This window comes from Colidextribacter sp. OB.20 (genome assembly GCF_009911595.1).
Classification (GTDB): Bacteria; Bacillota; Clostridia; order Oscillospirales; family Oscillospiraceae; genus Lawsonibacter.
Genome location: NZ_QWKG01000024.1, coordinates 1 through 22,810 on the forward strand (window position 1 = coordinate 1; position 22,810 = coordinate 22,810).

Annotated in this window: 18 protein-coding genes; 9 read left to right on the forward strand and 9 right to left on the reverse strand. The window is 62.3% G+C overall.

Annotated elements, in window-relative coordinates; genetic code table 11:
- A partial coding sequence (gene citX / locus D1641_RS07635) for a citrate lyase holo-[acyl-carrier protein] synthase (RefSeq protein WP_160664319.1) occupies nucleotides 1-1,127 on the reverse strand: 1,127 nt, incomplete at its 3' end.
- 12 nt (nucleotides 1,128-1,139) lie between these two features.
- Nucleotides 1,140-2,180, reverse strand: a complete 1,041-nt coding sequence (citC, locus tag D1641_RS07640) for a [citrate (pro-3S)-lyase] ligase (protein ID WP_160664321.1) — start codon at nucleotides 2,178-2,180, stop codon at nucleotides 1,140-1,142.
- Between the two features lie 429 nt (nucleotides 2,181-2,609).
- On the opposite strand from citC, the gene D1641_RS07645 reads away from it, so the two are divergent.
- The 6 genes from D1641_RS07645 (at nucleotide 2,610) to D1641_RS07670 (ending at nucleotide 9,721) form a co-directional block, all read left to right on the forward strand.
- The gene (locus D1641_RS07645) at nucleotides 2,610-3,962 is read left to right on the forward strand and encodes an ABC transporter substrate-binding protein (protein WP_160664323.1); all 1,353 of its coding nucleotides are present in this window, start codon (nucleotides 2,610-2,612) and stop codon (nucleotides 3,960-3,962) included.
- A gap of 169 nt (nucleotides 3,963-4,131) precedes the next feature.
- Nucleotides 4,132-4,974: a sugar ABC transporter permease gene (locus tag D1641_RS07650; RefSeq protein WP_160664325.1), complete on the forward strand. Its 843-nt coding sequence runs from the start codon at nucleotides 4,132-4,134 to the stop codon at nucleotides 4,972-4,974.
- On the forward strand, nucleotides 4,974-5,810 hold the full coding sequence (locus D1641_RS07655; protein WP_160664327.1) for a carbohydrate ABC transporter permease: 837 nt from the start codon (nucleotides 4,974-4,976) through the stop codon (nucleotides 5,808-5,810). The genes D1641_RS07650 and D1641_RS07655 overlap by 1 nt, the downstream gene beginning before the upstream one ends.
- A 63-nt stretch (nucleotides 5,811-5,873) precedes the next feature.
- Nucleotides 5,874-6,881, forward strand: a complete 1,008-nt coding sequence (locus tag D1641_RS07660) for a LacI family DNA-binding transcriptional regulator (protein WP_160664330.1) — start codon at nucleotides 5,874-5,876, stop codon at nucleotides 6,879-6,881.
- A gap of 32 nt (nucleotides 6,882-6,913) precedes the next feature.
- Nucleotides 6,914-8,428: a 4-alpha-glucanotransferase gene (gene malQ / locus D1641_RS07665; protein ID WP_243149316.1), complete on the forward strand. Its 1,515-nt coding sequence runs from the start codon at nucleotides 6,914-6,916 to the stop codon at nucleotides 8,426-8,428.
- A 9-nt stretch (nucleotides 8,429-8,437) separates the two neighbouring features.
- Entirely contained in the window at nucleotides 8,438-9,721 is a 1,284-nt protein-coding gene (locus tag D1641_RS07670) for an alpha-amylase family glycosyl hydrolase (protein ID WP_160664332.1), read from the forward strand.
- A 75-nt stretch (nucleotides 9,722-9,796) separates the two neighbouring features.
- Here the strand turns inward: D1641_RS07670 and D1641_RS07675 are convergent, their stop codons facing one another.
- The 7 genes from D1641_RS07675 to D1641_RS07705 all read right to left on the reverse strand — a co-directional run bounded on the left by D1641_RS07675 (nucleotide 9,797) and on the right by D1641_RS07705 (nucleotide 17,555).
- Nucleotides 9,797-11,641 carry an amylosucrase gene (locus D1641_RS07675; protein WP_160664334.1) on the reverse strand — a complete coding sequence of 615 codons (1,845 nt, stop codon included), beginning with the start codon at nucleotides 11,639-11,641 and terminating at the stop codon, nucleotides 9,797-9,799.
- Nucleotides 11,642-11,658: 17 nt separating this feature from the next.
- Nucleotides 11,659-12,597, reverse strand: coding sequence for a carbohydrate kinase (locus D1641_RS07680; RefSeq protein ID WP_160664336.1), 939 nt, complete (start codon nucleotides 12,595-12,597; stop codon nucleotides 11,659-11,661).
- A gap of 198 nt (nucleotides 12,598-12,795) precedes the next feature.
- Nucleotides 12,796-14,073 carry a TRAP transporter large permease gene (locus tag D1641_RS07685; protein WP_160664338.1) on the reverse strand — a complete coding sequence of 426 codons (1,278 nt, stop codon included), beginning with the start codon at nucleotides 14,071-14,073 and terminating at the stop codon, nucleotides 12,796-12,798.
- Complete coding sequence (locus tag D1641_RS07690) at nucleotides 14,073-14,633, reverse strand: TRAP transporter small permease (protein WP_160664340.1); 561 nt, start codon at nucleotides 14,631-14,633, stop codon at nucleotides 14,073-14,075. Before D1641_RS07690 ends, D1641_RS07685 begins: the two co-directional genes overlap by 1 nt.
- A gap of 104 nt (nucleotides 14,634-14,737) precedes the next feature.
- Nucleotides 14,738-15,832 (reverse strand): DctP family TRAP transporter solute-binding subunit, encoded by a 1,095-nt coding sequence (locus D1641_RS07695; protein ID WP_160664342.1) that lies wholly within the window; start codon nucleotides 15,830-15,832, stop codon nucleotides 14,738-14,740.
- A gap of 51 nt (nucleotides 15,833-15,883) precedes the next feature.
- Entirely contained in the window at nucleotides 15,884-16,702 is an 819-nt protein-coding gene (locus D1641_RS07700; RefSeq protein WP_160664344.1) for an aldolase/citrate lyase family protein, read from the reverse strand.
- 19 nt (nucleotides 16,703-16,721) lie between these two features.
- A complete protein-coding gene (locus D1641_RS07705) occupies nucleotides 16,722-17,555 on the reverse strand; it encodes an SDR family oxidoreductase (protein ID WP_160664346.1) in 834 nt (277 codons plus the stop codon).
- A 448-nt stretch (nucleotides 17,556-18,003) separates the two neighbouring features.
- On the opposite strand from D1641_RS07705, the gene D1641_RS07710 reads away from it, so the two are divergent.
- The 3 genes from D1641_RS07710 (at nucleotide 18,004) to D1641_RS07720 (ending at nucleotide 22,764) form a co-directional block, all read left to right on the forward strand.
- Nucleotides 18,004-18,708, forward strand: a complete 705-nt coding sequence (locus D1641_RS07710) for a FadR/GntR family transcriptional regulator (protein WP_160664348.1) — start codon at nucleotides 18,004-18,006, stop codon at nucleotides 18,706-18,708.
- 61 nt (nucleotides 18,709-18,769) lie between these two features.
- Complete coding sequence (gene malQ / locus D1641_RS07715) at nucleotides 18,770-20,290, forward strand: 4-alpha-glucanotransferase (RefSeq protein WP_347707400.1); 1,521 nt, start codon at nucleotides 18,770-18,772, stop codon at nucleotides 20,288-20,290.
- 194 nt (nucleotides 20,291-20,484) lie between these two features.
- On the forward strand, nucleotides 20,485-22,764 hold the full coding sequence (locus D1641_RS07720) for a glycogen/starch/alpha-glucan phosphorylase (RefSeq protein WP_160664350.1): 2,280 nt from the start codon (nucleotides 20,485-20,487) through the stop codon (nucleotides 22,762-22,764).
- The last annotated feature ends 46 nt before the right edge of the window (nucleotides 22,765-22,810 follow it).

Here is a 22,810-nt window from a genome sequence, read left to right on the forward strand (position 1 = left end):
AGCGTGACGGCCCCGGCGTCGTTGAGGCTCAGCCCGGCCCCCAGCGCCCGCTCCAGGGCGGGGAGGGCAGCTTGAGATATGCCGGGGAAGCCCCGGGCGGCCTCGCCCCGGGTGCCGGTGAGCCCCCGCTCCAGATAGAGCCGCTGGCCCGCCGTGCGGGGAGGGGCCTCCTTCAGGGCGGCGAAGTCGGCCTCCACAGCGGCGGAGGCCATGGCCCCGCACTCGGCCAGAATAGTTTCCGGGTCCCGGCAGGGGGCTGCGGGACTCCACAGCCGGCCCACCGCCCCACAGATAGTCCCCAGGGTAAAAACGGCCCCCTTGTGGGTGTTCACCCCGGCTGTGGCGGCGAACATGGTCCGCTCCGCCCCGCGGCCCGCCTGCCGCAGGGCCTGGAAGGTGTCCGCCGGGGGGCGTCCGGCCGTATCCTGGCCGATTTGGACGCACCGGCTCCAGTAGGGGGCCAGGGCGGCGGCGCTGGCGGTAAAGGTGAAGATGTCCATGTCCCGGTGGCTGCCGCTGCCGGCCCGGTCCACCAGGCCGGGCTTGGGGGTGACGCACACCTCGTCCAGCAGGGCCCGGGTCACCAGGGCGGCGGCCCGCTCCCGGTCGGCGGAGGAGAAATATTCCTCCATGATGCGGCGCGTGGCCGACTGGAGCTCCTCCACCGGGTGGACCCGCCGGGAGGCGCAGCCCTTCCCCGGCCTGCCGCAGAGGATGCAGCTCCGGGGACCGCCGCCCACCTCCTCCCGGTCCAGCTTGCGGCCGTCGGGGGCGAGGACGTCCATATCAAAGAGCCGGCCCAGGGGGGAGCCGTCCTCAATGGAGACGCAGGCCTCCTTCACCGCCCGGGCCGGGCCGTCCACCGCGTACAGGGCCTCACAGCCGGCGGGGGTCAGCTGCTCCAGACGCTCCAGCGCGGGCAGTCCGGCGGCCCGCAGGCCAGCCGACAGCTGCTCCTGCCCCGTCCGGAAGGCCCGGCGGATGAGGGGGGAGTCCTTCACCGGCCCGGCGATGTTCAGAGTGAAGGAGACCACCGGCAGACCGTGCTTTTCCAGCAGGGCGTCCTGCCGGCGCACCCGGGCCTCCCGGGCCTCCAGCACCTGGATCAGCGTGACCTCTCGGTCCATAGGCTCCCTCCTTCAGTAGTGAATGACGTCGGGTTCGTTCCGGATGGCGGCGATAACCGGCCCGGCCTCCGGGGAATTGAAGCAGCGCCAGGTGGTCTCCGGCACCAGCGGGCGGATGTCCTCCAGCCGCCCGTCGTGAATGGCCTGACGGACGGTGCTGGCGCTTACCGGCGCGCCGCCGTGTGCCAGCCGGGGGACGATTTGGCACTGGATGCCCAGCTCGGGCAGACGGCGGGCCATCTCCCGGTTGTACAGGGCGGTGACATGGCTGGCCCGCTCCTCCCCCACATAGCGGCTGGTAATGCTCAGGCAGGGGGCGATTTTTCCAAAGACGGCCAGGTCCAGTGCGGCGTGGGCCCGGATGACAGTGTCCTCGTCCTTGAGGAAGTAGCTGGGGAAGGTGGCCCCGCTGATGATATAGGGCCCCGAGTCGTGGCAGATGATGTTGGGCAGGTGGGCGGTTCCCTCCCGGACCAGCCTGCGCCGGACGGCAAAGGGGATGGGCCCCGCCTCCTCGCTGAGGACAAAGAGGTGGACGGCGTCGTTCTCCGCCGCCGCCTTTTCCACCAGATGGAGGTGGCCCAGGGTGAAGGGGTTGGCGTTCATCACCACGGCGGCGGACCGGCCCTCCCGCCGGGTCTGCTCCAGGGCGGCGCAGTAGTCCTGAAAGCCCTGACGGCGGTTCTCCATAAAGACCAGGCTGTCCTCCACCCGGGCGATCTCGTAAAAGCCCAGGTCGCCGAAGAATATGGCGCTTTGGGGCTTGGTGTACAGGAACAGGTGGGCGTTTCCCCGCTGGGCCTGGACCTCCATCAGATGGCTGACCACCTGGTTGAGCAGCCCCTCCCCCTGACGGGAGCGGTCCACCGCCAGACAGCGGATGGTGTTCTGAAAGCAGCTGCCGGTGGCCGCCAGCCTCCAGTCCTCGTCGAAGAGGCCGCAGGTGTAGTCCAGATTGCCGTCCCGGCGAATGCCCTCCTGCTCCAGCAGGGCGTCCACCTGCCTCTGTGCCCGGATGTCGCTGGGGGAGATGGCGGTCAGGGTATCGCTCATAAGATCACCTCATTTTTCCTGGCCCGCCTGCCGAAAAAGCTCTGACACCGCCGGAAGCAGGCGCCAAAGACTGCGGTGGGCAGGGAGGAGCGCTGAAAATTCGGTAACATCATATCACAGAAGGGAATTAAGTTCAAATACCTGTTTTCTGATGATAAAATAGTGGGATACTTATGCCAGGAACGGCCGGAGCCGGGATGGCGGCGGGCCGCCCTGAAGGCTCGAGCTTAGGTATATTCTCCAAAAAATGCGTGGAGTTTTTTGGCAATCTACCGATTTTTTGCTGGCTGGACAAATTTCCCTTGCATCTTTGGAGAATTGTTGATATCATAAGGTTGGCCCGAGCGGAAACGGTTCCGGTAACAGTTCCGATAGCGTTTCCGGAAGGCTGTCAACCCAGAAGAAATTTTTATTTAGGAGGATAATGAAATGAGTAAAAGCAAGAAGATCCTGGCCCTGGCCCTCAGCGCGGCTATGGCGCTGTCTCTGCTGGCCGGCTGCGGCGGTGAAAAGGCCCCCTCCGGCAGCAACGCCAACGGCGGCGGCAGCACCAGCGGCGCCCCCGCCGGAAATGACGGCACCAGCGGCGCCGCCGGCTCTGTCTACTACCTGAACTTCAAGCCCGAGCAGGACGGCGACTGGCAGGAGCTGGCCAAGCTCTATACCCAGGAGACCGGCGTAGAGGTCAAGGTCCAGACCGCCGCCTCCGGCCAGTACGAGACCACCCTGATGAGCGAGATCGCCAAGACCGATGCCCCCACCCTGTTCCAGGTCAACGGCCCCGTGGGTCTGGCCAACTGGAAGGACTACTGCTATGATCTGTCCGGCTCCAAGATTGCCGGCGAGCTGTCCAGCGACGACTTCGCCCTGATGGACGGCAGCGCCATGTCTGGCATCGCCTACGTCATCGAGACCTACGGCATCATTGTCAACACCAAGCTGCTGGGCGAGGCCGGCTACAGCCTGGACGACATCAAGTCCTTCGCCGACCTGAAGAAGGTGGCCGAGGACATCACCGCCCGCAAGGACGAGCTGGGCTTCTCCGCCTTCACCTCCGCCGGTATGGACGGCTCCTCTGACTGGCGCTTCAAGACCCATCTGGCCAACCTGCCCATCTATTTTGAGTATGAGGCCGACGGCATTGGCGACACCGACGCCATCAAGGGCACCTATCTGGACAACTACCGGGCCATGTGGGACCTGTATATCAACAACTGCACCTGCGCCCCCACCCTGCTGTCCGCCAAGACCGGCGATGACTCCGTGGCCGAGTTCGTCACCGAGCAGGCCGTCTTCTACCAGAACGGCACCTGGGCTTACGGCGACGTGGCCGACGTGGGCGAGGAGAACCTGGGCATGCTGCCCATCTATATCGGCGTGGGCGACGAGGCCAACCAGGGCCTTTGCACCGGCACCGAGAACTACTGGTGTGTGAACAAGAACGCCAAGCCCGAGGACATCCAGGCCACCCTGGACTTCATGTATTGGTGCGTCACCTCCGAGACCGGCCTGGAGTATATGTGCTCCGGCGACCACATGGGCTTCGTGGTCCCCTTCAAGGGCAACCTGGAGTCCAGCAACCTGCTGGTGAACATCGCCAACGACTACGTGGCCAACGGGACCACCAGCGTCAAGTGGTGCTTCCCCACCATGCCCTCCGAGGAGTGGAAGAACGTTCTGGGCTCCGCCCTGACCGCTTACGCCGCCGATCAGACCGACGCCAACTGGGAGACCGTGCGGGCCGCCTTCGTGGACAACTGGGCCGCGGAGAAGTCCAAGTAAGTCAGAAGCTCTGAAGCATGCTCCGGGGTGGGCGGGACAGCCCGTCCACCCCCTTTTTGACCCTTCCAGCGGAGCGGGTGCCGTATTCGCTCCCCCGCCGGAGCCAATACGGAACCCGCCCCGTTCCGCCAGCGCTGTGAATTTTGTAAAAGGAGGTCCCGTTTCCGCCATGGAAAAAACCATTAAACGGTACTTTCCCATCTTTCTGGGCCCCACCTTCGCCGCCTTCATCATCGGCTTTATCGTGCCCTTCCTTATGGGAATCTACCTGTCCTTCTGCGACTTCCGCACCGTCATCGACGCCAAGCCCAACGGCATCGACAACTATATCCGGGCCTTCCAGGACACGGATTTTGTCCACGCCTTCGGCTTCACCGCCCTGTTCACTGTGGTCACTCTGGTGCTCATCAACGTGATCGCCTTCGCCGTGGCTATGGTGCTCACCCGGGAGATCAAGGGCACCAACCTCTTCCGCACCGTGTTCTTCATGCCCAACCTTATCGGCGGCATTGTGCTGGGCTATGTGTGGCAGCTGATTTTCAACGGCATTCTGGCCCGGTACGACCTGGCCCTGAAGATTTCCGCCAAATACGGCTTCTGGGGTCTGGTGGTGGTCATCTGCTGGCAGCAGATCGGCTATATGATGATTATCTATATCGCCGGCCTCCAGTCCATCCCCGGCGACCTGAACGAGGCCGCCGAGATCGACGGGGCCAACGGCTGGCAGAGGCTGTGGAACGTCACCATTCCCAATATGATGCCCTCCATCACCATCTGCACCTTCCTCACCCTGACCAACGGCTTCAAGCTCTTCGACCAGAACCTCTCCCTCACCGCCGGCGAGCCCATGAAGCAGACCGAGATGCTGGCGCTGAACATCTTCAACACGTTCTATGGCCGGGTAGGCTATCAGGGCGTGGGTCAGGCCAAGGCCGTGCTCTTCTTTATCCTGGTGGTGGGCCTGGGGCTCATCCAGCTGAAAATGACTCGCTCCAAGGAGGTGCAGCAGTAATGAAACGCCGTGGAAAGGGCGGTATCTTCGCCACCATTCTCTTCTCCCTTGTGTCCATCCTCTACCTGGCTCCCCTGTTTATTGTGCTGATTAACTCCTTTAAGAAAAAGGCCTTTATCAACCTGGAGCCCTTCAAGCTGCCCACTGAGAAAAACTTCATCGGGCTTGAGAATTTTACCAACGCCATTGAGAACTACGACTTCCTGATGGCCGTTGTGTGGAACCTGGTGATGACGGTGGGGTCCGTGGTGGTCATCCTGGTGTGCACCTCCATGTTCGCCTGGTTTATTACCCGGGTAAACAACAGGGCCACCAAGTTCCTCTACCTGCTGTGCGTGTTCTCCATGGTGGTCCCCTTCCAGATGGTCATGTTCACCCTCTCGCTGGTCACCGACCGGCTGAAGCTGGGCACCCCCTGGGGCCTGATTATCATCTATCTGGGCTTTGGCGCGGGGCTGGCGGTGTTCATGTTCTGCGGCTTCGTCAAGTCCATCCCCATCGAGATTGAGGAGGCCGCCATGATTGACGGCTGTTCCCCGCTGCGCACCTTCTTCTCGGTGGTGCTGCCCATCATGAAGCCCACCTATATCTCTGTGGGCATTCTGGAGACCATGTGGATCTGGAACGACTTCCTCCTCCCCTACCTGACCCTGGACCTGAACAAGTTCAGCACCATCCCCATCACCATCCAGCGGATGCAGGGCTCCTATGGCCGGGTGGATATGGGCGCCATTATGGCCTCTCTGGTCATGGCTATCATCCCCATCGTGGTGTTCTACCTCGCCTGCCAGAAGCACATCATCAAGGGCGTGGCCGCCGGCGCGGTGAAGGGATAAGGCTTGTGTCCCGGCCTGAAATGTGCTAAAATCGTTCCGTTTGAAAGAAAAGAGGGATACAAGGTGACCATCAAGGATATTGCCCGGCTGTCCGGATGTGGCGTGGCCACCGTGTCCCGGGTGCTCAACGACCACCCGGACGTCAGCGACGAGACCCGCCGCAGGGTCATGGCCGTGGTGGAGGAGCAGGGCTTTCAGCCCAACAACAACGCCAAGCACCTGAAGCAGCAGGCCAGCACCAGCATCGCCATCCTGGTTAAGGGCACCATGAATTTCCTGTTTGCCGAGCTGGTGGAGATGCTCCAGTCCCTTCTCCGGGACGCCGGGCAGGATGCCGCCGTCTACTACCTGGACGAGGACGCCAACGAGGTGGCCTACGCCTGCCAGCTGTGCCGGGAGCGCAGGCCGCTGGGCATCCTCTTCCTGGGGGGCGACCTGGAGCTGTTTCAGGAGGGCTTCTCCCCCATCACGGTGCCCTGCGTCCTGCTCACCAACACCGCCCGGGAGCTGGGCTTCCACAACCTGTCCTCCTTCACCACCGACGACAGCGAGGCGGCGGAGCGGGTGGTGGAGCTGCTGGCCGGCCAGGGCCACCGGCACATCGGCCTGCTGGGGGGAAACTGGTCCTGCACCCAGATCAGCCGCCGGCGTCTCACCGGCTGCCGGGATGCCTGCGCCCGTCTGGGCATCCCCTTCGATGTGGACCGCCAGTGTGAGCCCTGCCGCTACTCCATGCCAGAGGCCTACGCCGCCACCAGGGTGCTGCTGGAGCGGTGTCCCGAGCTGACCGCGATTTTCGCCGTCAGCGACGTGATGGCCCTGGGGGCCATCCGGGCGCTCAACGACATGGGAAAGCGGGTGCCCGAGGACATCTCCGTGGTGGGCTACGACGGCATTGTCACCGGCCAGTACTCCCTGCCCCGGCTGACCACCGTCCGTCAGGACACCCAGAAGCTGGCCGAGCGGGGGGTGGATACCCTTCTGCGGAGCATCCAGCGCCGCAGCCCCCCGGTCCATGAGCTGGTTCCCTTCCACCTGATCCAGGGGGAGAGCGCCGCTCCGCTCAGATAAGAAAAGGGCCGCCCGCCGGTGGCCCTTAACCTATGACGAAACAGGTGAAGCCCTTGAGAAAAGCAGGAATTTTATTGCCCGTCTCCTCCCTCCCCTCCTCCTATGGCATCGGGACCCTGGGGGCGGAGGCCCGGAAATTTGTGGACTTTCTGGCGGCGGGGGGACAGAGCTGCTGGCAGGTGCTGCCTCTGGGCCCCACCAGCTATGGCGACTCCCCCTATCAGTCCTTCTCCTCCTTCGCCGGCAACCCCTACTTCATTGACCTGGACCTCCTGGCGGAGGAGGGGCTGCTGGAGGGGCCGGAGTATGAGGGCCTGAGCTGGGGAGAGGACCCGGCGCAGGTTGACTACGGGTTGCTGTATGCCAACCGCTACCCCGTGCTGCGCGGGGCCTGCGCCCGGCTGCTGGCCCAGAACCGGCCCGAGCTCGCCGCCTTCTGCCGGGAGCAGGAGGGCTGGCTGGAGGACTACGCCCTGTTTATGGCCCTGAAGGACAGATACGGCGGAAGCTCCTGGCTGGAGTGGCCGGAGGAGCTGCGCCTGCGCCGGCCCGAGGCCCTGGACAGGGCCCGGACAGAGCTGGCCGGGGAGATCTCCTTCTGGAAGGGGGTGCAGTACCTCTTCTTCTCCCAGTGGTGGAGGCTGAAGGAATACGCCAACAAAAAGGGGATTTCCATTATCGGAGACCTGCCCATCTACGTGGCTCTGGACAGCGCCGACGTCTGGGCCGGCCGGTCCCAGTTCCAGCTGGACGGGGAGGGCCGGCCCACCGAGGTGGCGGGCTGCCCCCCCGACGGCTTTGCCGCCGGCGGCCAGCTGTGGGGCAATCCTCTCTTCAACTGGGAGGGGATGAGGGAGGAGGGCTACGCCTGGTGGCTGGGGCGGATCGCCTTTCAGTTCCGGCTCTATGACACCCTGCGCATCGACCACTTCCGGGGCTTCGACGAGTATTTCGCCGTTCCCTACGGGGAAAGCACCGCCCGGAACGGCCGCTGGCGGTCCGGCCCTGGCATCGCCTTCTTTCAGGCGGTGAGGAAGGCTCTGGGCAGAAAGGACATCATCGCCGAGGACCTGGGCTTTCTCACCCCCTCGGTAAAGAAGCTCCTTCGGGACTCGGGCTACCCGGGGATGAAGGTGCTGGAGCTGGCCTTCGACAGCCGGGACCCGGACAGCGGCTACCTGCCCCACAGCTACCCCACCCACTGCGTGGTGTATACCGGCACCCACGACAACGACACCGTTCAGGGCTGGATGGCCTCCGCCCTGAAGGAGGACGCGGCCTACGCCAAAGCCTACCTGCGCCTGAGCCGGCGGGAGGGCTACCATTGGGGGATGATGCGCGCCGCCTGGGCCTCCCCCGCTGATCTGGCGGTGATGCAGTTCCAGGACATTCTCGGCCTGGGCAGCGAGGCCCGGATCAACACCCCCTCTACCCTGGGGGGAAACTGGCAGTGGCGGACCCTGCCCGGCGCCTTTGACGAGAAGCTGTCCCGGCGGCTGTATCGGGAGATGCGGGTGTATCAGCGCCTGCCCAAAACCAAAAAATGAGGTGAGCCTATGGCAAAGAACACACCCAAAGACTACCGCAGTCAGGTTATGTACTCAGTATTTGTCCGCAACCACAGCCAGGAGGGCACCTTCGAGGCCCTCCGCCGGGACCTGGAGCGGATCAAGGCTCTGGGAACGGACATTATCTGGCTGATGCCCATCCACCCCATCGGGGCCAAGGCCCGCAAGGGAACGGTGGGCAGTCCCTACGCCATCTCCGACTACCGGGCGGTGAACCCGGACTACGGCACCCTGGAGGACTTCAAGCACCTGATGGAGGATATCCACCGCCTGAGCATGAAGTGTATCATCGACGTGGTGTATAACCACACCTCCCCCGACTCCTGGCTGGCGGAGCACCATCCGGAGTGGTTCTATCACAGGCCGGACGGCAGCTTCGGCAATCATGTGGGCGACTGGACCGACATTGTGGACCTGGACTACGCCAACCTGCCGCTGTGGGACTATCAGATCGAGACACTGAGGTTCTGGGCCTCCATGGTGGACGGCTTCCGGTGCGACGTGGCCCCCCTGGTGCCCCTGGAGTTCTGGCTCCGGGCCCGGGAGGAGGTGGAGACGGTCCGACCCGGCTGCATCTGGCTGGCCGAGTCGGTGGAGCACGAGTTTGTGCGGGCGGCCCGGGAGCAGGGCATCGCCGCGCTGTCTGACGGGGAGATCTTCCAGGCCTTTGACGTCAGCTATGAGTACGACACCTACCCCGCCTTCCAGGCCTGCCTGGAGGGAAAGCTCCCCCTGAGCCGGTACGCCGAGGCCCTTACCCGGCAGGAGGCCATCTACCCGGACAACTATGTAAAGCTCCGCTTTCTGGAGAACCACGACCGGCTTCGGGCCGCGGCCATCCTCCCCAACGAGGCCGCCCTGGAGAACTGGACCGCCTTCCTATACTTCCAGAAGGGGATGACCCTGCTCTACGCCGGCCAGGAGGTGAGCTGCACCCATGTGCCCCAGCTCTTTGAGAAGGACCCTGTGGACTGGACCTCCGGGCCCGACCGGACGGCGCAGCTGCGCCGGCTTCGGGAGCTGAAGCGCCGCCCCCTGATTGCCGGCGGAAGCTATCAGGTCCAGGCCCTGCCCGGCGAGGTCCTCCTGGCCTGCTACCGGAGCGGGGAGAAACGGCTGACAGGCATTTTCAGCGTGCAGGGGAGCTCCGCCCTGGTGGAGGTGGAGGCCCCCGACGGGACCTACCCCAACCTGGCCGGGGAGGGGAGCGTGGAGGTGAAATTCGGCCGGGTGAGCTGTCAGGGCCGGCCCGTCATTTTCGAGACGCCCTGACCGGACACAACATAAAACGCGTGCCTCGGAGTTTTCCTCCGGGGCACGCGTTCTGCATTGTTAACCGGGTGAGCCTCAGGCCGGGTCTCTCAGCAGCCAGGCAAAGCCATTGGGCCACAGCTCGATGGAGCGGATATCGTCATAGCGGGTCTCATACATCAGCTCGGTATAGCTCCCTGTCCGGTCCACCCCGGCCCGGACAAAGTCCGGGCTGAAGTTGAACAGGCAGACCAGCTCCCGGTCCCCCGTCCGGCGGCACAGGGCCAGCACCCGCCGGTCTCCGCTGTCCTCCACCTGGACGTTGGCGTCCCCGTCGAAGCAGGGCTCGCCGGCCCGGAGCTTCTCCAGCCGGCGCAGGCCCTGAAACAGCTTGCCCTGATAGGTCTCCGGGTCGCTCCGGAACCCGGCCAGCCCCCACTGGAACTTCCCCCGGTGGAGATACCGGCTGTCCGCCTGCTTATCCGGGTCGTTGTGATAGGTGTAGTCGTTGAGCTGGCCCACCTCGTCCCCGCTGTAGATCACCGGGATGCCGCTCTGAGACAGCATCCAGGCGTGGAGGGTCAGGTCGCAGGCCACCGCCCGCTCCAGCTTGAAAGGGTCGCCCTCATACTCGGCGGCCTCCACCCCGCACAGGGAGGCGGTGGTGCCGCACAGCCGGGCGTCCCCCAGCCGGGGGTCGTCGTTGTACAGCTCGCCCCGGGCGTCGCTCCCCGGCCACCGGCCGGTGTACCAGCTGTTGAGGTAGCGCTTGTGGACCACCTCATTTGTCCCGAAGTGCCAGCCCAGCCAGGGGTAGTCCAGTCCCCAGCCGATGTCGTCATGGCAGCGCAGGTAGTTGAGGAACACATACTCCTTGGGCAGGGCGCAGACGGCCTCCATCTGCCGCCTGAGCAGAGAGGCGTCTCCGGTGGCCAGAGTGTGCCAGGTGGTGGCCATGGTGGTCACATTATAGAGCATGTGGCACTCGGGCTTCTCGGTGGTGCCGAAGTAGGGGGCCACCTTGGCCGGCTCCATCACCACCTCCCCCAGCAGCAGCACGCTGGGGCAGACAATCTCACAGACCATCCGCAGCATCCGGGCCAGGGTGTGAACCTGAGGCAGGTTGCGGCAGTCAGTGCCCAGCTCCTTCCATATGTAGGGGATGGCGTCCAGTCGGATGACGTCGATTCCCCGGTTGGCCAGGAAGAGGAGGTTCTCCGTCATGTCGTTAAAGACCACCGGGTTGGCGTAGTTCAGGTCCCACTGATAGGGGTAGAAATTGGTCATGACGATTTTGCCGTTGTCCAGCTGGGTGAAGCTGCCCGGGGCGGTGGTGGGAAACACCTGGGGGACGGTCCTTTCAAATTCCCGGGGAATGTCCCAGGTGTCATAAAAGAAATACCGCTCCCGATAGCCCGGCTCCCCCGCCAGGGCTCTCCTGGCCCAGTCGTGGTCCTCGCTGGTGTGGTTCATCACAAAGTCAAGACACAGGCTGATTCCCGCCCGGCGGCAGGCGTCGGCCAGCTTTTCCAGGTCCTCCATGCTGCCCAGATCGGGCCGGACGGAGCGGAAGTCGCTGACGGCGTAGCCCCCGTCGCTGCGGCCCTTAGGGGTGTCCAGCAGGGGCATGAGGTGGAGGTAGTTTACCCCGCACTCCTTGACGTATTTCAGATTTTTCTTCACGCCCTCCAGGCTGCCGGCGAAGGCGTCTACATAGAGCATCATGCCCAGCAGCTCCCTGCGGCGATACCAGTCGGGGTCGGCCTCCCGCCGGGCGTCCTGGTCCCGGAGGGGCTTCTTCCGCCCCTCCCAGCAGCTTTTCAGCATTTTGCCGAAGTAGTCGAAGGCCTCCTCATCGTGATACAGCTCCATATAGAGCCATTTCAGCTCGTCGAAGTGCCGGGCGAGCCGGCGGTCAAATTCTGTTCTGGCATATTTCATGGCGGACACGCGCCTCCTTACTTGACGGACAGCTCGTCCAAAGTGGGCATGGCGGGGATGGCGCCGCTGCGGGAGCAGGTGAGGGCGGCGGCCCGGTTGGCGAAGTCCAGGATGTTCTCCAGCTCCCCTCTGGTCAGGCCCTCCAGGGGCTTCTCCCCCCGCAGGCTCAGGCGGCTGAGGACGGCCCCCAGGAAGGTGTCTCCCGCGCCGTTGGTATCGGCCACCTTGACGCTGACGCCCGGGACGGTGAAGCACTCCCCCCTCCAGCGGCAGAAGCTGCCCGCGCCGCCCAGGGTGACAAGGACCAGGGAGACGCCCTGCTCCTCCAGCAGGCGGCTGCCCTCCTCCAGACCGGCGGAGCCGGTGAGCAGGGGCAGCTCCTCCTCCGACAGCTTGATGATGTCCACCAGAGGCAGGGGGACGCGCATCCACTCGGAGGCCTCCGCCTCACTGCGCCACAGGGCCGGGCGGTAGTTGGGGTCATAGCTCACCAGCGCGCCCGCCTGACGGGCGGCCCGGGCGGCGAAAATGGTCCCGCTGCGGGCGATGCCCCGGGTCAGGCTGACCGAGCCGAAGTGCAGGAACTTGCTCCGGCAGACGGCGGACTCGTTGATCTCGTCGGGGGAGAGCTCGCAGTCCGCCCCCCGGACAAAGCTGAAGGTGCGCTCCCCTGTGTGGTCCACCGAGACAATGGCCATGGTGGTGGGCTGGGCCCCGGTGCGCATGCCGGAGCAGTCCACCCGGTTTTCCTCCAGAACCTTGCGCAGATAGGCGCCGAACTGGTCCCGGCCTGTCTTGCCGATGAAGGCGGCGGCGGCTCCCAGACGGGAGGCCGCCACGGCCACATTGGCCGGTGCTCCGCCGGGATTGGCCGCGAAGAGGGGGACGCCCGCCTCGTTGGCGCCGGTCTGAGTCAGGTCAATCAGGATTTCTCCAACAGTAGTAATGTCTTTCATAAGTCGGCCTCCCTGTCAAGATTTTTCCTGTCCGTCCGGACACAAAATTTCACTACGACTATACCAAACATGAGCCGCTTTGTCCAGAGCTTTGGGGTTGCCAGTTTGCACAGAAAAACGCTTTTAGAGCTTGAAAAGTCATAAAAATTGACCGTTCGGGGCTGTTTCGCCCCGAACGGCCTGAAATTTTTGTGCGGACTACGGCATCAGGAGGTTGGGAATAAAGGTGGAGAAGGCCGGGATATAGGTAACAAGCATCAGGGCGATGATCGCTACCCCCACAAAGGGCAGGATCGACCGGTACAGCGCCGAGAGCTTGACCTTGCCCACATTGGAGATGACAAAGAGCATCATGCCTACAGGCGGGGTCAGGTTGCCGATCATCAGGTTCAGGCACATGATGATGCCGAACTGGATGGACTCGATGCCATAGGTCTGGGCCACAGGCCAGAGGATGGGGACCATCAGGAGGATGGCCGGGGTGGCGTCCAGCACCATGCCCAGGACCAGAAGCAGGATGTTCATGAACAACAGGAACATAAACTTGCTGGTGATGAACTCCAGGCAGAAAGCGGCCAGAGTCTGGGCAATTTGAAGGGTGGTGATGGCCCAGCCCATGGCGGTGGAGACGGCGATGATGAACAGCACATTGGCCGTGGCCTTGGCCGAGCGGATGCAGGATTCCATAAAGGTCTTCCAGGTGAGTTTGCGCTTGAGCAGGGAGACAATGATGGCGTAGGCCACCGCCAGGGCGCTGGACTCGGTGGAGGTGCAGATGCCGCTGATGATGGAGCCCATGATGATGAAGGGCAGCAGCAGGGCGGGCAGGGTTTCAATCAGAGAGCGGCCAATCTCCCTGGCGCTGGAGCGCCGGGCCTGGCAGGGCATGTTGTATTTTACCGCCATGAAGTAGCACAGGACCATGTAGGCGATGCCCAGAAGAACGCCGGGCACGGCGCCCGCCAGGAACATCTTGCCTACTGACACGGTTCCGATGCAGCCGGCAAAGATAATCATAATGTTGGACGGGGGGATGATGGGGCCGATGATGGCGCTGGCGGCGGTTACCGCAGCGGAGAAGTCCCGGTCATAGCCGCCGTCGGTCATCAGCTGGATTTCCAGGGGGCCCAGGCCGGAGGCGTCCGCTATGGCGGAGCCGGACAGACCCGCAAAGAGCATACTGGCCAGCACGTTCACATGGGCCAGGCCGCCCTTGATGTGGCCTACCAGCTTCTCGCAGAAGTTCACAATGGCGCTGGTAATGCCGCCCACCGACATCAGGTCGGTGGCCAGGATGAACAGCAGGACGCACACATAGGTATAGGTGTCGATGCCGGAGAACAGCTTCTGGGCCACCATGGACTGGTCACCGCCCAGAATGGCGAAGGAAATGTTGGTCAGCGCCCCCATGGCGAAACCCACCGGAGTGCCGATCAGCATGATAGCCAGGAACAGGACAATCAGAAATACTGCCATCAGCCTTCCGCTCCTTTCTTAAAAAAATGGTGCTGTCTTTTCGCGCCGGCGTAAAAGGGCGTAAGAACGCCGGAAAATACGCCGACCATCTCGGTAAAAATCTCATAGGCCATCAGAACACAGCCGAAGATGGGGGCGGAATACAGCATGTAGCCGGGTATCCGCATCATGGAGGATTTGTACATAATCCGGGTCTGCACCACATGGATGCCGAAGTAGACCGCGATCACGATGAAGATAATACACAGGGCCCGGGTGAGGATATACAGGGCCATCTTCCCCTTCTTCCCCAGGCGGTCGAAAATCAGGTCCAACTGGGCCATAGTTCCCTCCCTGTAGACGATGGGCAGGGTCAGGTAGCACAGCCAGATCATGGAGTAACGGGAGAGCTCCTCCGTCCAGGGGAAGGAGAGATCAGACACCTTGACGATCACATAGCGGTTCAATACCTGCAGCAGGACTGAGCCCGCATTGACCACAACCACCGCCACGATCAGAATGCACAGCACCTTGCAGATCACGTTGGAGACCTCGTTCAGTCCATAATATAATTTTTTCATGTTTTCCCCCAATTCTGTTTGATTGAAAAAAGCTGGTCATTATCACATTGGATAACCCACCAGCCTTTTTCATTCAGGAGGCTGTTCAGTCTCCGTTTTTGTTATTATCCGCGGATCTCAACCAGCAGATTCAGAACCTGATCCACCAGCTCGTCGCCCACCTGCTCCCGCATATACTTCTCACACACAGGTCCATAGGCGTCGTGCCAGCCCTTGAGCTCCTCCTCGGTGGGGACATAGACAGTCATGCCGTTGGCCTCCAGGGTGGCGATGCCGCTGGCCTCCAGCTTGGTGGTGACCTCTCTGGCCTTCTTGGTGGCTTCCGCATTGGCCTCCTCGATGACGGCCTTCTGGGCATCGGACAGGCTGTTGTAGAACTTGTCGCTCATCATGTAGCTCATGACGGTGGGGGTGTGGTTGTCCAGCACATACCAGTCCTGGACCTCATAGGTTTTGTCAATGACCACGTTCTGGATGGGGTTCTCCTGGCCGTCCACAACCCCGTTCTGCATGGCGACATACATCTCAGAGGAGGGCATGGGGACAGGGTTGGCACTGATGGCGTTGACAATCTGGGAGTAAATGGGGCTCTCAGGCACACGGAAGGTCAGGCCCTTGGCGTCCTCCACGGAGCGGACCTCCCGGCCCTTGCAGGTGAAGCTGCGCATACCGGTGCAGGAGTTGCCCAGCACACGGATGCCGGTGGTGGTGCGAACCTCCTCCAGGATGCCCTTGGCCCAGTCGCTGTCCAGGACCTGATTTGTCTCCTCGATGCTCCGGAAGGTGCCGGGCATGGAGAACACCATGGTGATCTGGTTGTAGTTATCCAGCTGGGAGCAGTTCTGAACGGTCATCTCCACAGTGCCGGAGGCAACGGCGCCCACGGTGTCCGCCTGGGAGCCCAGAGCGTTGCCGGGATATAGCTCAACCTTGATGGAGTCGCTGTGAGACTCCACATAGTCCTTGAAGGTCTCGGCGTACATGACCTCGTCGTCCTGGTTACGGTCGGGGTTGCTGTGGGTGAAGCCCAGCTTGATGGTCACTTCCTTGTCGGCGGGGGTGTTCTGCTGACTGCTGGAGCTTCCGGGGGTGTTGTTTCCGGAATTGGTGGGGGGAGTGGGGGTTTTCTGTCCGCAGGCAGCCAGTCCGGTGAGCATCATGGCGGCGGCAAGTACAAGGGCCAAGCTTTTCTTTTTCATCCTTATTTCTCCTTTTTATTTATTTCGATATGATCCCATGGGGGGTGTGCGTTACTTGAATTTTGCCAGGGTCTCCTCCCGGATGGCCTTGAGGGCGGCGCCGTAGTTTCCGAAGTCGTTGCCCATGATGACCATATTGACCCCCTTGTCCACCAGCTTTTTGGCATTCTCATAGGTGGGCGGGACGGCGGGAGCCATCACGCCGATCCCCTTGGGGCGGGCCTTGGCGATGATGTCCTTCATGGCGATGTCGGCGGGGCTGTCGTTCAGGTCATAGAAGGAGTTGCCGCCGGAGGTGTTGTTACGGCAGTTCAGGGACATGGAAAAGTCGGCGGGGCCAAAGTTGATGGCATCTACGCCGGGAACGGCCAGCATCTCGTCAAGCTGGTCGGTGAACTCAAAATCCTCGGCCATAGGGATGACCAGCTCGGTGCGGTTGGCCTCCTCATAGAATTCCACGCCGCCCATGTCGAAGCCGTACTGGGCTGCGCGCACGTTCACGTCGAAGCCCCGGCGGCCCAGCGGGGGGAACTTGGCGCCGCTGACACAGATCTTCATCTCCTCGATGGTGCGCACGTGGGGAACAATGACGCCCTCGGCGCCCATCTCCAGGGCCTTGCGGATCTCAATCATGTCGGGCTTAGTGACCCGGACCAGAGGGCTGACGCCGGTGGAACGGGCGGCCAGGACGGCGTTCTGGAGAGCGGTAGTCTCCCAGGGGCAGTGCTCCGCGTCGATGAAGGCGAAATCAAAGCCCGCATAGCCCAGCAGCTCCACAAACTGGGGGCAGCCGGAGTAGATGGTCATGCCGAACACGGGACGCTTCGCCATGACTTCCTTCAGATGGTTTTCATACAATTTATTTTTCATAATGTCGTTTCCTCCTTAATTACCAGGCGGTCCAGCCGCCGTCGATCACAAGATTCGCGCCCGTCATGAAGGAAGAGGCCTTGGAGGCCAGGAAGATAACCGCGCCGTTGTACTCGTCCTCCCGGGACATGCGGCCCATGGGCATTCTGGCGGTGAAGTTCTGAATGAAGGTCTCGTCCTGGGTGTCTCTCCACACGCCGGCGGGGGTCAGGGTGTTCACCCGGATGCCCTTCTTGCCCCAGTAGGTGGCGCAGTAGCGGGTCAGATTATAGACGCCCGACTTGGCGGCGGAGTAGGCCACCGGCTTGATAAAGGGCACCCCGGTGCGCTCCTCCTTGTACTTATAGATGTCCTGAATGGGAGAGACCATGCCATAGATGGAGCCGATGTTGATGATGGACCCGCCCTTGCCGGCGGCCACCATCCGGGCGCCCGCCGCCTGAATCATGAGGAAGGTCCCCACCAGGTTCACGTCCACCACCTCCCGGAACACATCCTCCGGGAACTTCTCAAAGGGCCCGGACACCTCCGGGGGGGCGCTGGGCTGGGTGTCGATGCCGGCGCAGTTCACCAGGACGTCAGGGGCGTCCTTCCAGAACGCCTCCATCTGGTCCAGGGCGGCCTCAATGGTCTCCTTCCGGTTGATATCTACCTGATAGACCTGGAGGCGGCCGGCCTGATACTGGGCGGCGGGGAAGATGGACTCCACCCGCTCCGGCGTGGGGTGGGCGGCGAAAATGGCAACCCGGGCGCCTCTCTCATACAGGCCTCGCGCCAAATTTTTGCCGATCTGTCCGAGGCCGCCTGTCACGATACAGATCTTGTCGGATACGTCAAACAACTCGTCTCTCAAAGTATGTACTCCCCTTTATAATATGATTCCTTGGGTGGTATGATGTCCTGACGTCATGTGAACATATTACCATGGTGCGGGAGTTGTGTCAATCTTCATTTTTAACAGTTATTATGCCCGGAATTTGTGCATAATAACATGACTTTGACCTGCTCTGTGCGGTCCGCCGCCGGTTTGCGGCCTGGAAATTGGAGCTTCTGTCCATGAAAGCCGAAAATTTCAAAATAAATTTAGAGGTTTGCGATGGCGGGTCTCAAAAGGCGGAGAACAGGGTGCTGACGCGGGATATTCCCGTCATCAGGGGTGTTTTCCCCGAATTTGTATATCTTTTTGTGCGGAAACCCTTGACAGTACTGCACTGATTGGTATAGTATCAAATGGGCTTTGATATCATTCTTTTTTGATTTGCGAGGTATGATTCAAAATTAAGATTTAAAGTAGGCAGTAGATGATGATGGAAACTATCACGAAGAAGTCCGCGACACAGCTGGCCCTTGAAAATCTGCGCTCCTATGTTATGAACGACTCGGCCCAGGTGGGGGACCGCTTTCCCACAGAGAAGGACCTGTGCGCTCTGCTGGGGGTAGGGCGGGGGACGGTCCGGGAGGCGGTGAAGGTCCTGATCTCCCAGGGACTTCTGGAGATTCGGCCGGGACTGGGCACGTTTATCAAGAGCAAGACCCCCATGCCGGCCGATTCCCTCTCCGACTGGTTTCTGAACAACGAGGTGGAGCTGCAGGACCTGATTGTTGTGCGCTCCACCCTGGAGCCCCTGGCGGCCAAGCTGGCCATCGAACGGTGCACCGGCGAGCAGCTGTCCGCCCTGAAGAAGAACCAGGCCGGGGCCATAAAGGCCGCCGAACAGTGCGACGCCGCCGCCCTGGCCCACTATGACGAGGAGTTCCACCGCACCATTTTCGTCATTGCCGGGAATGTGCTGCTCATTGAGATCAACGACATCATCTCCAGGCATCTGGCCCAGTTCCGTCAGAACACCTTTAAGATTAAGAACAATATTGACAATTTTATTCCAGCCCATGACGCGATCATCCGGGCCTTCGAGACCCAGGACACCGCTCTGGGCGAAAAAAAGATGCGGCAGCATATGAAAAAGGTCGCCAAGGATCTGGAGTCGAGCAAGTTCAACTCCTGAACAGCGAACGAGAAAAGGGACGCCTTGCGGCGGCCCTTTATCCAAATCTCAGCAGAAACAGGTGAAAGACGTGAGAAAAGCGGGAATTTTGATGCCCATCTCCTCCCTCCCCTCCCCTTACGGCATCGGGACTCTGGGGGCGGAGGCGCGGAAATTTGTGGACTTTCTGGCGGCGGGGGGTCAGAGCTGCTGGCAGGTGCTGCCTCTGGGCCCCACCAGCTATGGCGACTCCCCCTATCAGTCCTTCTCCTCCTTCGCCGGCAACCCCTACTTTATCGACCTGGATACCCTGGCCGAGTGGGGGCTGCTGGAGCCCGGGGAGTATGAGAGCCTGGACTGGGGGGGCGATCAGTCGTACGTGGACTATGAGGCCCTGTACAGACGCCGTTTTGGCGTGCTGCGCCTGGCTGTCTCCCGGCTGAGCCGGGGGGACAGATTTGAGATGCGGGGCACCCTCTGGAACGCGGACTGGCTGGAGGACTACGCCCTGTTCATGGCCCTGAAGGACAGATACAGCGGAAGGTCCTGGCTGGAGTGGCCGGAGGAGCTGCGCCTGCGGAAATCCGCCGCGCTGGACCAAGCCCGGGCGGAGCTGGACGGGGAGACCTCCTTCTGGAAGGGAGTGCAGTACCTCTTCTTCTCCCAGTGGTGGACGCTGAAGGAATACGCCAACCAAAAGGGCGTGTCCATCATCGGCGACCTGCCCATCTATGTGGCCCTGGACAGCGCCGACGTCTGGGCCGGCCGGTCCCAGTTCCAGCTGGACGGAGAGGGCTGGCCCACCGAGGTGGCGGGCTGTCCCCCCGACGCCTTCACTGCCGACGGCCAGCTGTGGGGCAATCCCCTCTTCAACTGGGAGCGGATGAGGGAGGAGGGCTACGCCTGGTGGCTCAAGCGGATCGCTTGGCAATTCCAGCTCTACGACACCCTGCGCATCGACCACTTCCGGGGCTTTGACGCCTACTACGCCATCCCTTACGGGGACAAGACCGCCCGCAACGGCAGGTGGAGGCCCGGCCCGGGCATCGAATTTTTTAAGACAGTGAACAGGGCGTTGGGGAAAAAGGATATCATCGCCGAGGATTTGGGCTTTCTCACCCCCTCGGTGCATAAGCTGCTCAGGAACTCGGGCTATCCGGGGATGAAGGTGCTACAGTTCGCCTTCGACGATAAATACTCAGACAGCGATTACCTGCCCCACCGCTACCCTGCCAAGTGTGTGGTCTACGCCGGCACCCACGACAACGACACCGTTCAGGGCTGGCTGGCCCTCGCCCCACGGCGGGTCAAGTCCTTTGCCAGGGACTACCTGCGCCTGAGCCGGCGGGAGGGCTACCACTGGGGGGTGATGCGGGCGGCCTGGGCCTCCCCCGCTGATCTGGCGGTGATGCAGCTCCAGGACGTCCTCGGCCTGGGCAGCGAGGCCCGGATGAATATCCCCTCCACCCTGGGAAATAATTGGAAGTGGAGAGCCCTGCCCGGTGCCTGCAATGAGGAGCTGGCCCAGCGGCTGTATCAGGAGATGAGGGTGTATCAGCGTCTGCCCAAGAAGCCAGTCCCCAGAGCCAAACGGCCCAAATAGGACTTTTGTAGGGGCGGATATCATCCGCCCTCTGCACAGACACGCGTGTAGGGCGCGACGACCCGGCGCGCCGGTCTCCGGCAAGACGCCATGCCCTGTAGGGGCGCACATTGTGCGCCCACCAGGATACCCACACGGGCGGATAATGTCCGCCCCTGCAGATATTAAAATCCCACCACAAGGAGATGTATCTTATGCAGTTAAAAGAACAGCTTTTCCAGACCACCCAGGCCCGTTTTGGCTGCGCTCCCGACCAGTGTGATGACCGCCAGCTCTACGAGGCCCTGCTTCTGCTTACCCGGAACATGGCCCAGAACCGCCCCGCCCCTGCGGGGGAGCGGAAGCTCTACTATTTCTCGGCGGAGTTCCTCATGGGCAAGCTGCTGAGCAACAATCTGCTGGCATTAGGGCTCCACGACGAGGTGAAGGACCTGCTGGCCGATCTGGGCCGGGACCTGGGGGTCATTGAGTCCATGGAGCCCGAGCCCTCTCTGGGCAACGGCGGGCTGGGCCGTCTGGCCGCCTGCTTCCTGGACTCCATCGCCGCCCTGGGCCTGCCTGGCGACGGGGTGGGCCTGAACTACCACTACGGCCTGTTCCGGCAGAGCTTCCATCAGGGCCGGCAGGTGGAGGAGCCCGACCCCTGGATCGAGCCGGACAGCTGGCTCATCCCCACCGGAATGAACTTCACCGTCCCCTTCGGCGGCTTCGAGCTGAAGGCGGTGCTCTATGACGTTGCCATCCCCGGGGCCAACAACGAGTACGCCAACCGGCTGCACCTGTTCGACGTGGTCCAGCCCGCCGACAAGCCCTGGGTGGGCATCGACTTCGACAAGGGGGACATCGCCCACCGGCTGACCTCCTTCCTCTACCCCGACGACAGCGACGACGCCGGCCGGCTGCTGCGGGTCTATCAGCAGTACTTCATGGTGTCCGCCGGAGCCCAGCTCATTTTGTCCGAGCTGGAGAAGCGGGGCTGTGCCCTGAACACCCTGGCCGACCATGTAGCTATCCAGATCAACGACACCCACCCCTCCATGGTCATCCCCGAGCTCATCCGCCTGCTGACAGAGAGGGGCATGTCCTTTGACGAGGCATTCGATCAGGTCCGCCGCACCTGCGCCTATACCAACCACACCATCCTGGCCGAGGCCCTGGAGAAGTGGCCCCTGTCCTTTATCGAGAAGGTGGCCCCCCAGATCGTCCCCGTCATTCTGGAGTTGGACCGGCGGATGAAGCAGGCCCACCCGGACCCCAAGGCAGCCATTGTGGACGATCAGAACCGGGTACACATGGCCCACATGGACATCCACTGCGGCTACTCGGTGAACGGCGTGGCCGCCCTGCATACCGAGATTCTGAAAAACTCCGAGCTCAAGCCCTTCTATGACATCTACCCGGAAAAATTCAACAATAAGACCAACGGCGTCACCTTCCGCCGGTGGCTGGAGGCCTGCGACCCGGAGCTGGCCGGGCTCATTGACAGCTGCGTCGGCCCTGACTGGCGCACCGACGCCGATAAGCTGGAGGGCCTGCTGGCCTTCCGGGAGGACGAGACGGTGCTGGACCGGCTGCTGGCGGTGAAGCAGGACAACAAAAACCAGCTGTGCCGGGTGCTGTGGGCGGAGCAGGGCATCGAGCTGGACCCCTACTCTGTGTTTGACATCCAGGTCAAGCGCCTCCACGAGTACAAGCGCCAGCAGATGAACGCCCTGTATATCATCCACAAGTACCTGGAGATCAAGGCGGGCCGGCTGCCCGAGCGTCCGGTGACCGTTTTCTTCGGGGCGAAGGCCGCCCCTGCGTATGTAATGGCCAAGCACATCATCCACCTGATTCTCTGCCTGCAGAAGCTCATCGACCAGGACCCCCAGGTGCGGCCCTGGCTGCGGGTGGCCATGGTGGAGAACTACAATGTCACCTGGGCTGAGCGGCTCATCCCCGCCTGCGACATCTCCGAGCAGATTTCCCTGGCCTCCAAGGAGGCCAGCGGCACGGGCAACATGAAGTTCATGGCTAACGGCGCCGTCACGCTGGGCACCCTGGACGGGGCCAACGTGGAGATCGCCCAGCTGGTGGGAGAGGAGAACATCTATACCTTCGGCCGGCACAGCGACGAGGTGATCGCCCTGTATCAGGGCGACGAGCCCGACGGCCGGGCCTACCGGCCCCTGGACTGCTACCACCGCCCGGCGGTGGAGCGGCTGGTGGACTTCCTGGTCTCCCCCCAGCTGCTGGCCATCGGCGACCCGGCCAGCCTTTCCCAGCTGTGGTGTGACATGAAGAACAAGGACTGGTTTATGGCCCTGCTGGACGTGGAGGACTATATCGCCGTGAAGGAGCAGGCTATTCACGACTACGGCGACCGGCGGGCCTGGGCGCAAAAGATGCTGGTCAACATCGCCAAGTCGGGCTATTTCTCCTCCGACCGCACCATCCGACAGTACAATGAGGATATCTGGCATCTGAAATAACAATATGTATTGAAAAAGTGCGCCCCGAGGCGGTGTCTGTAAGTGA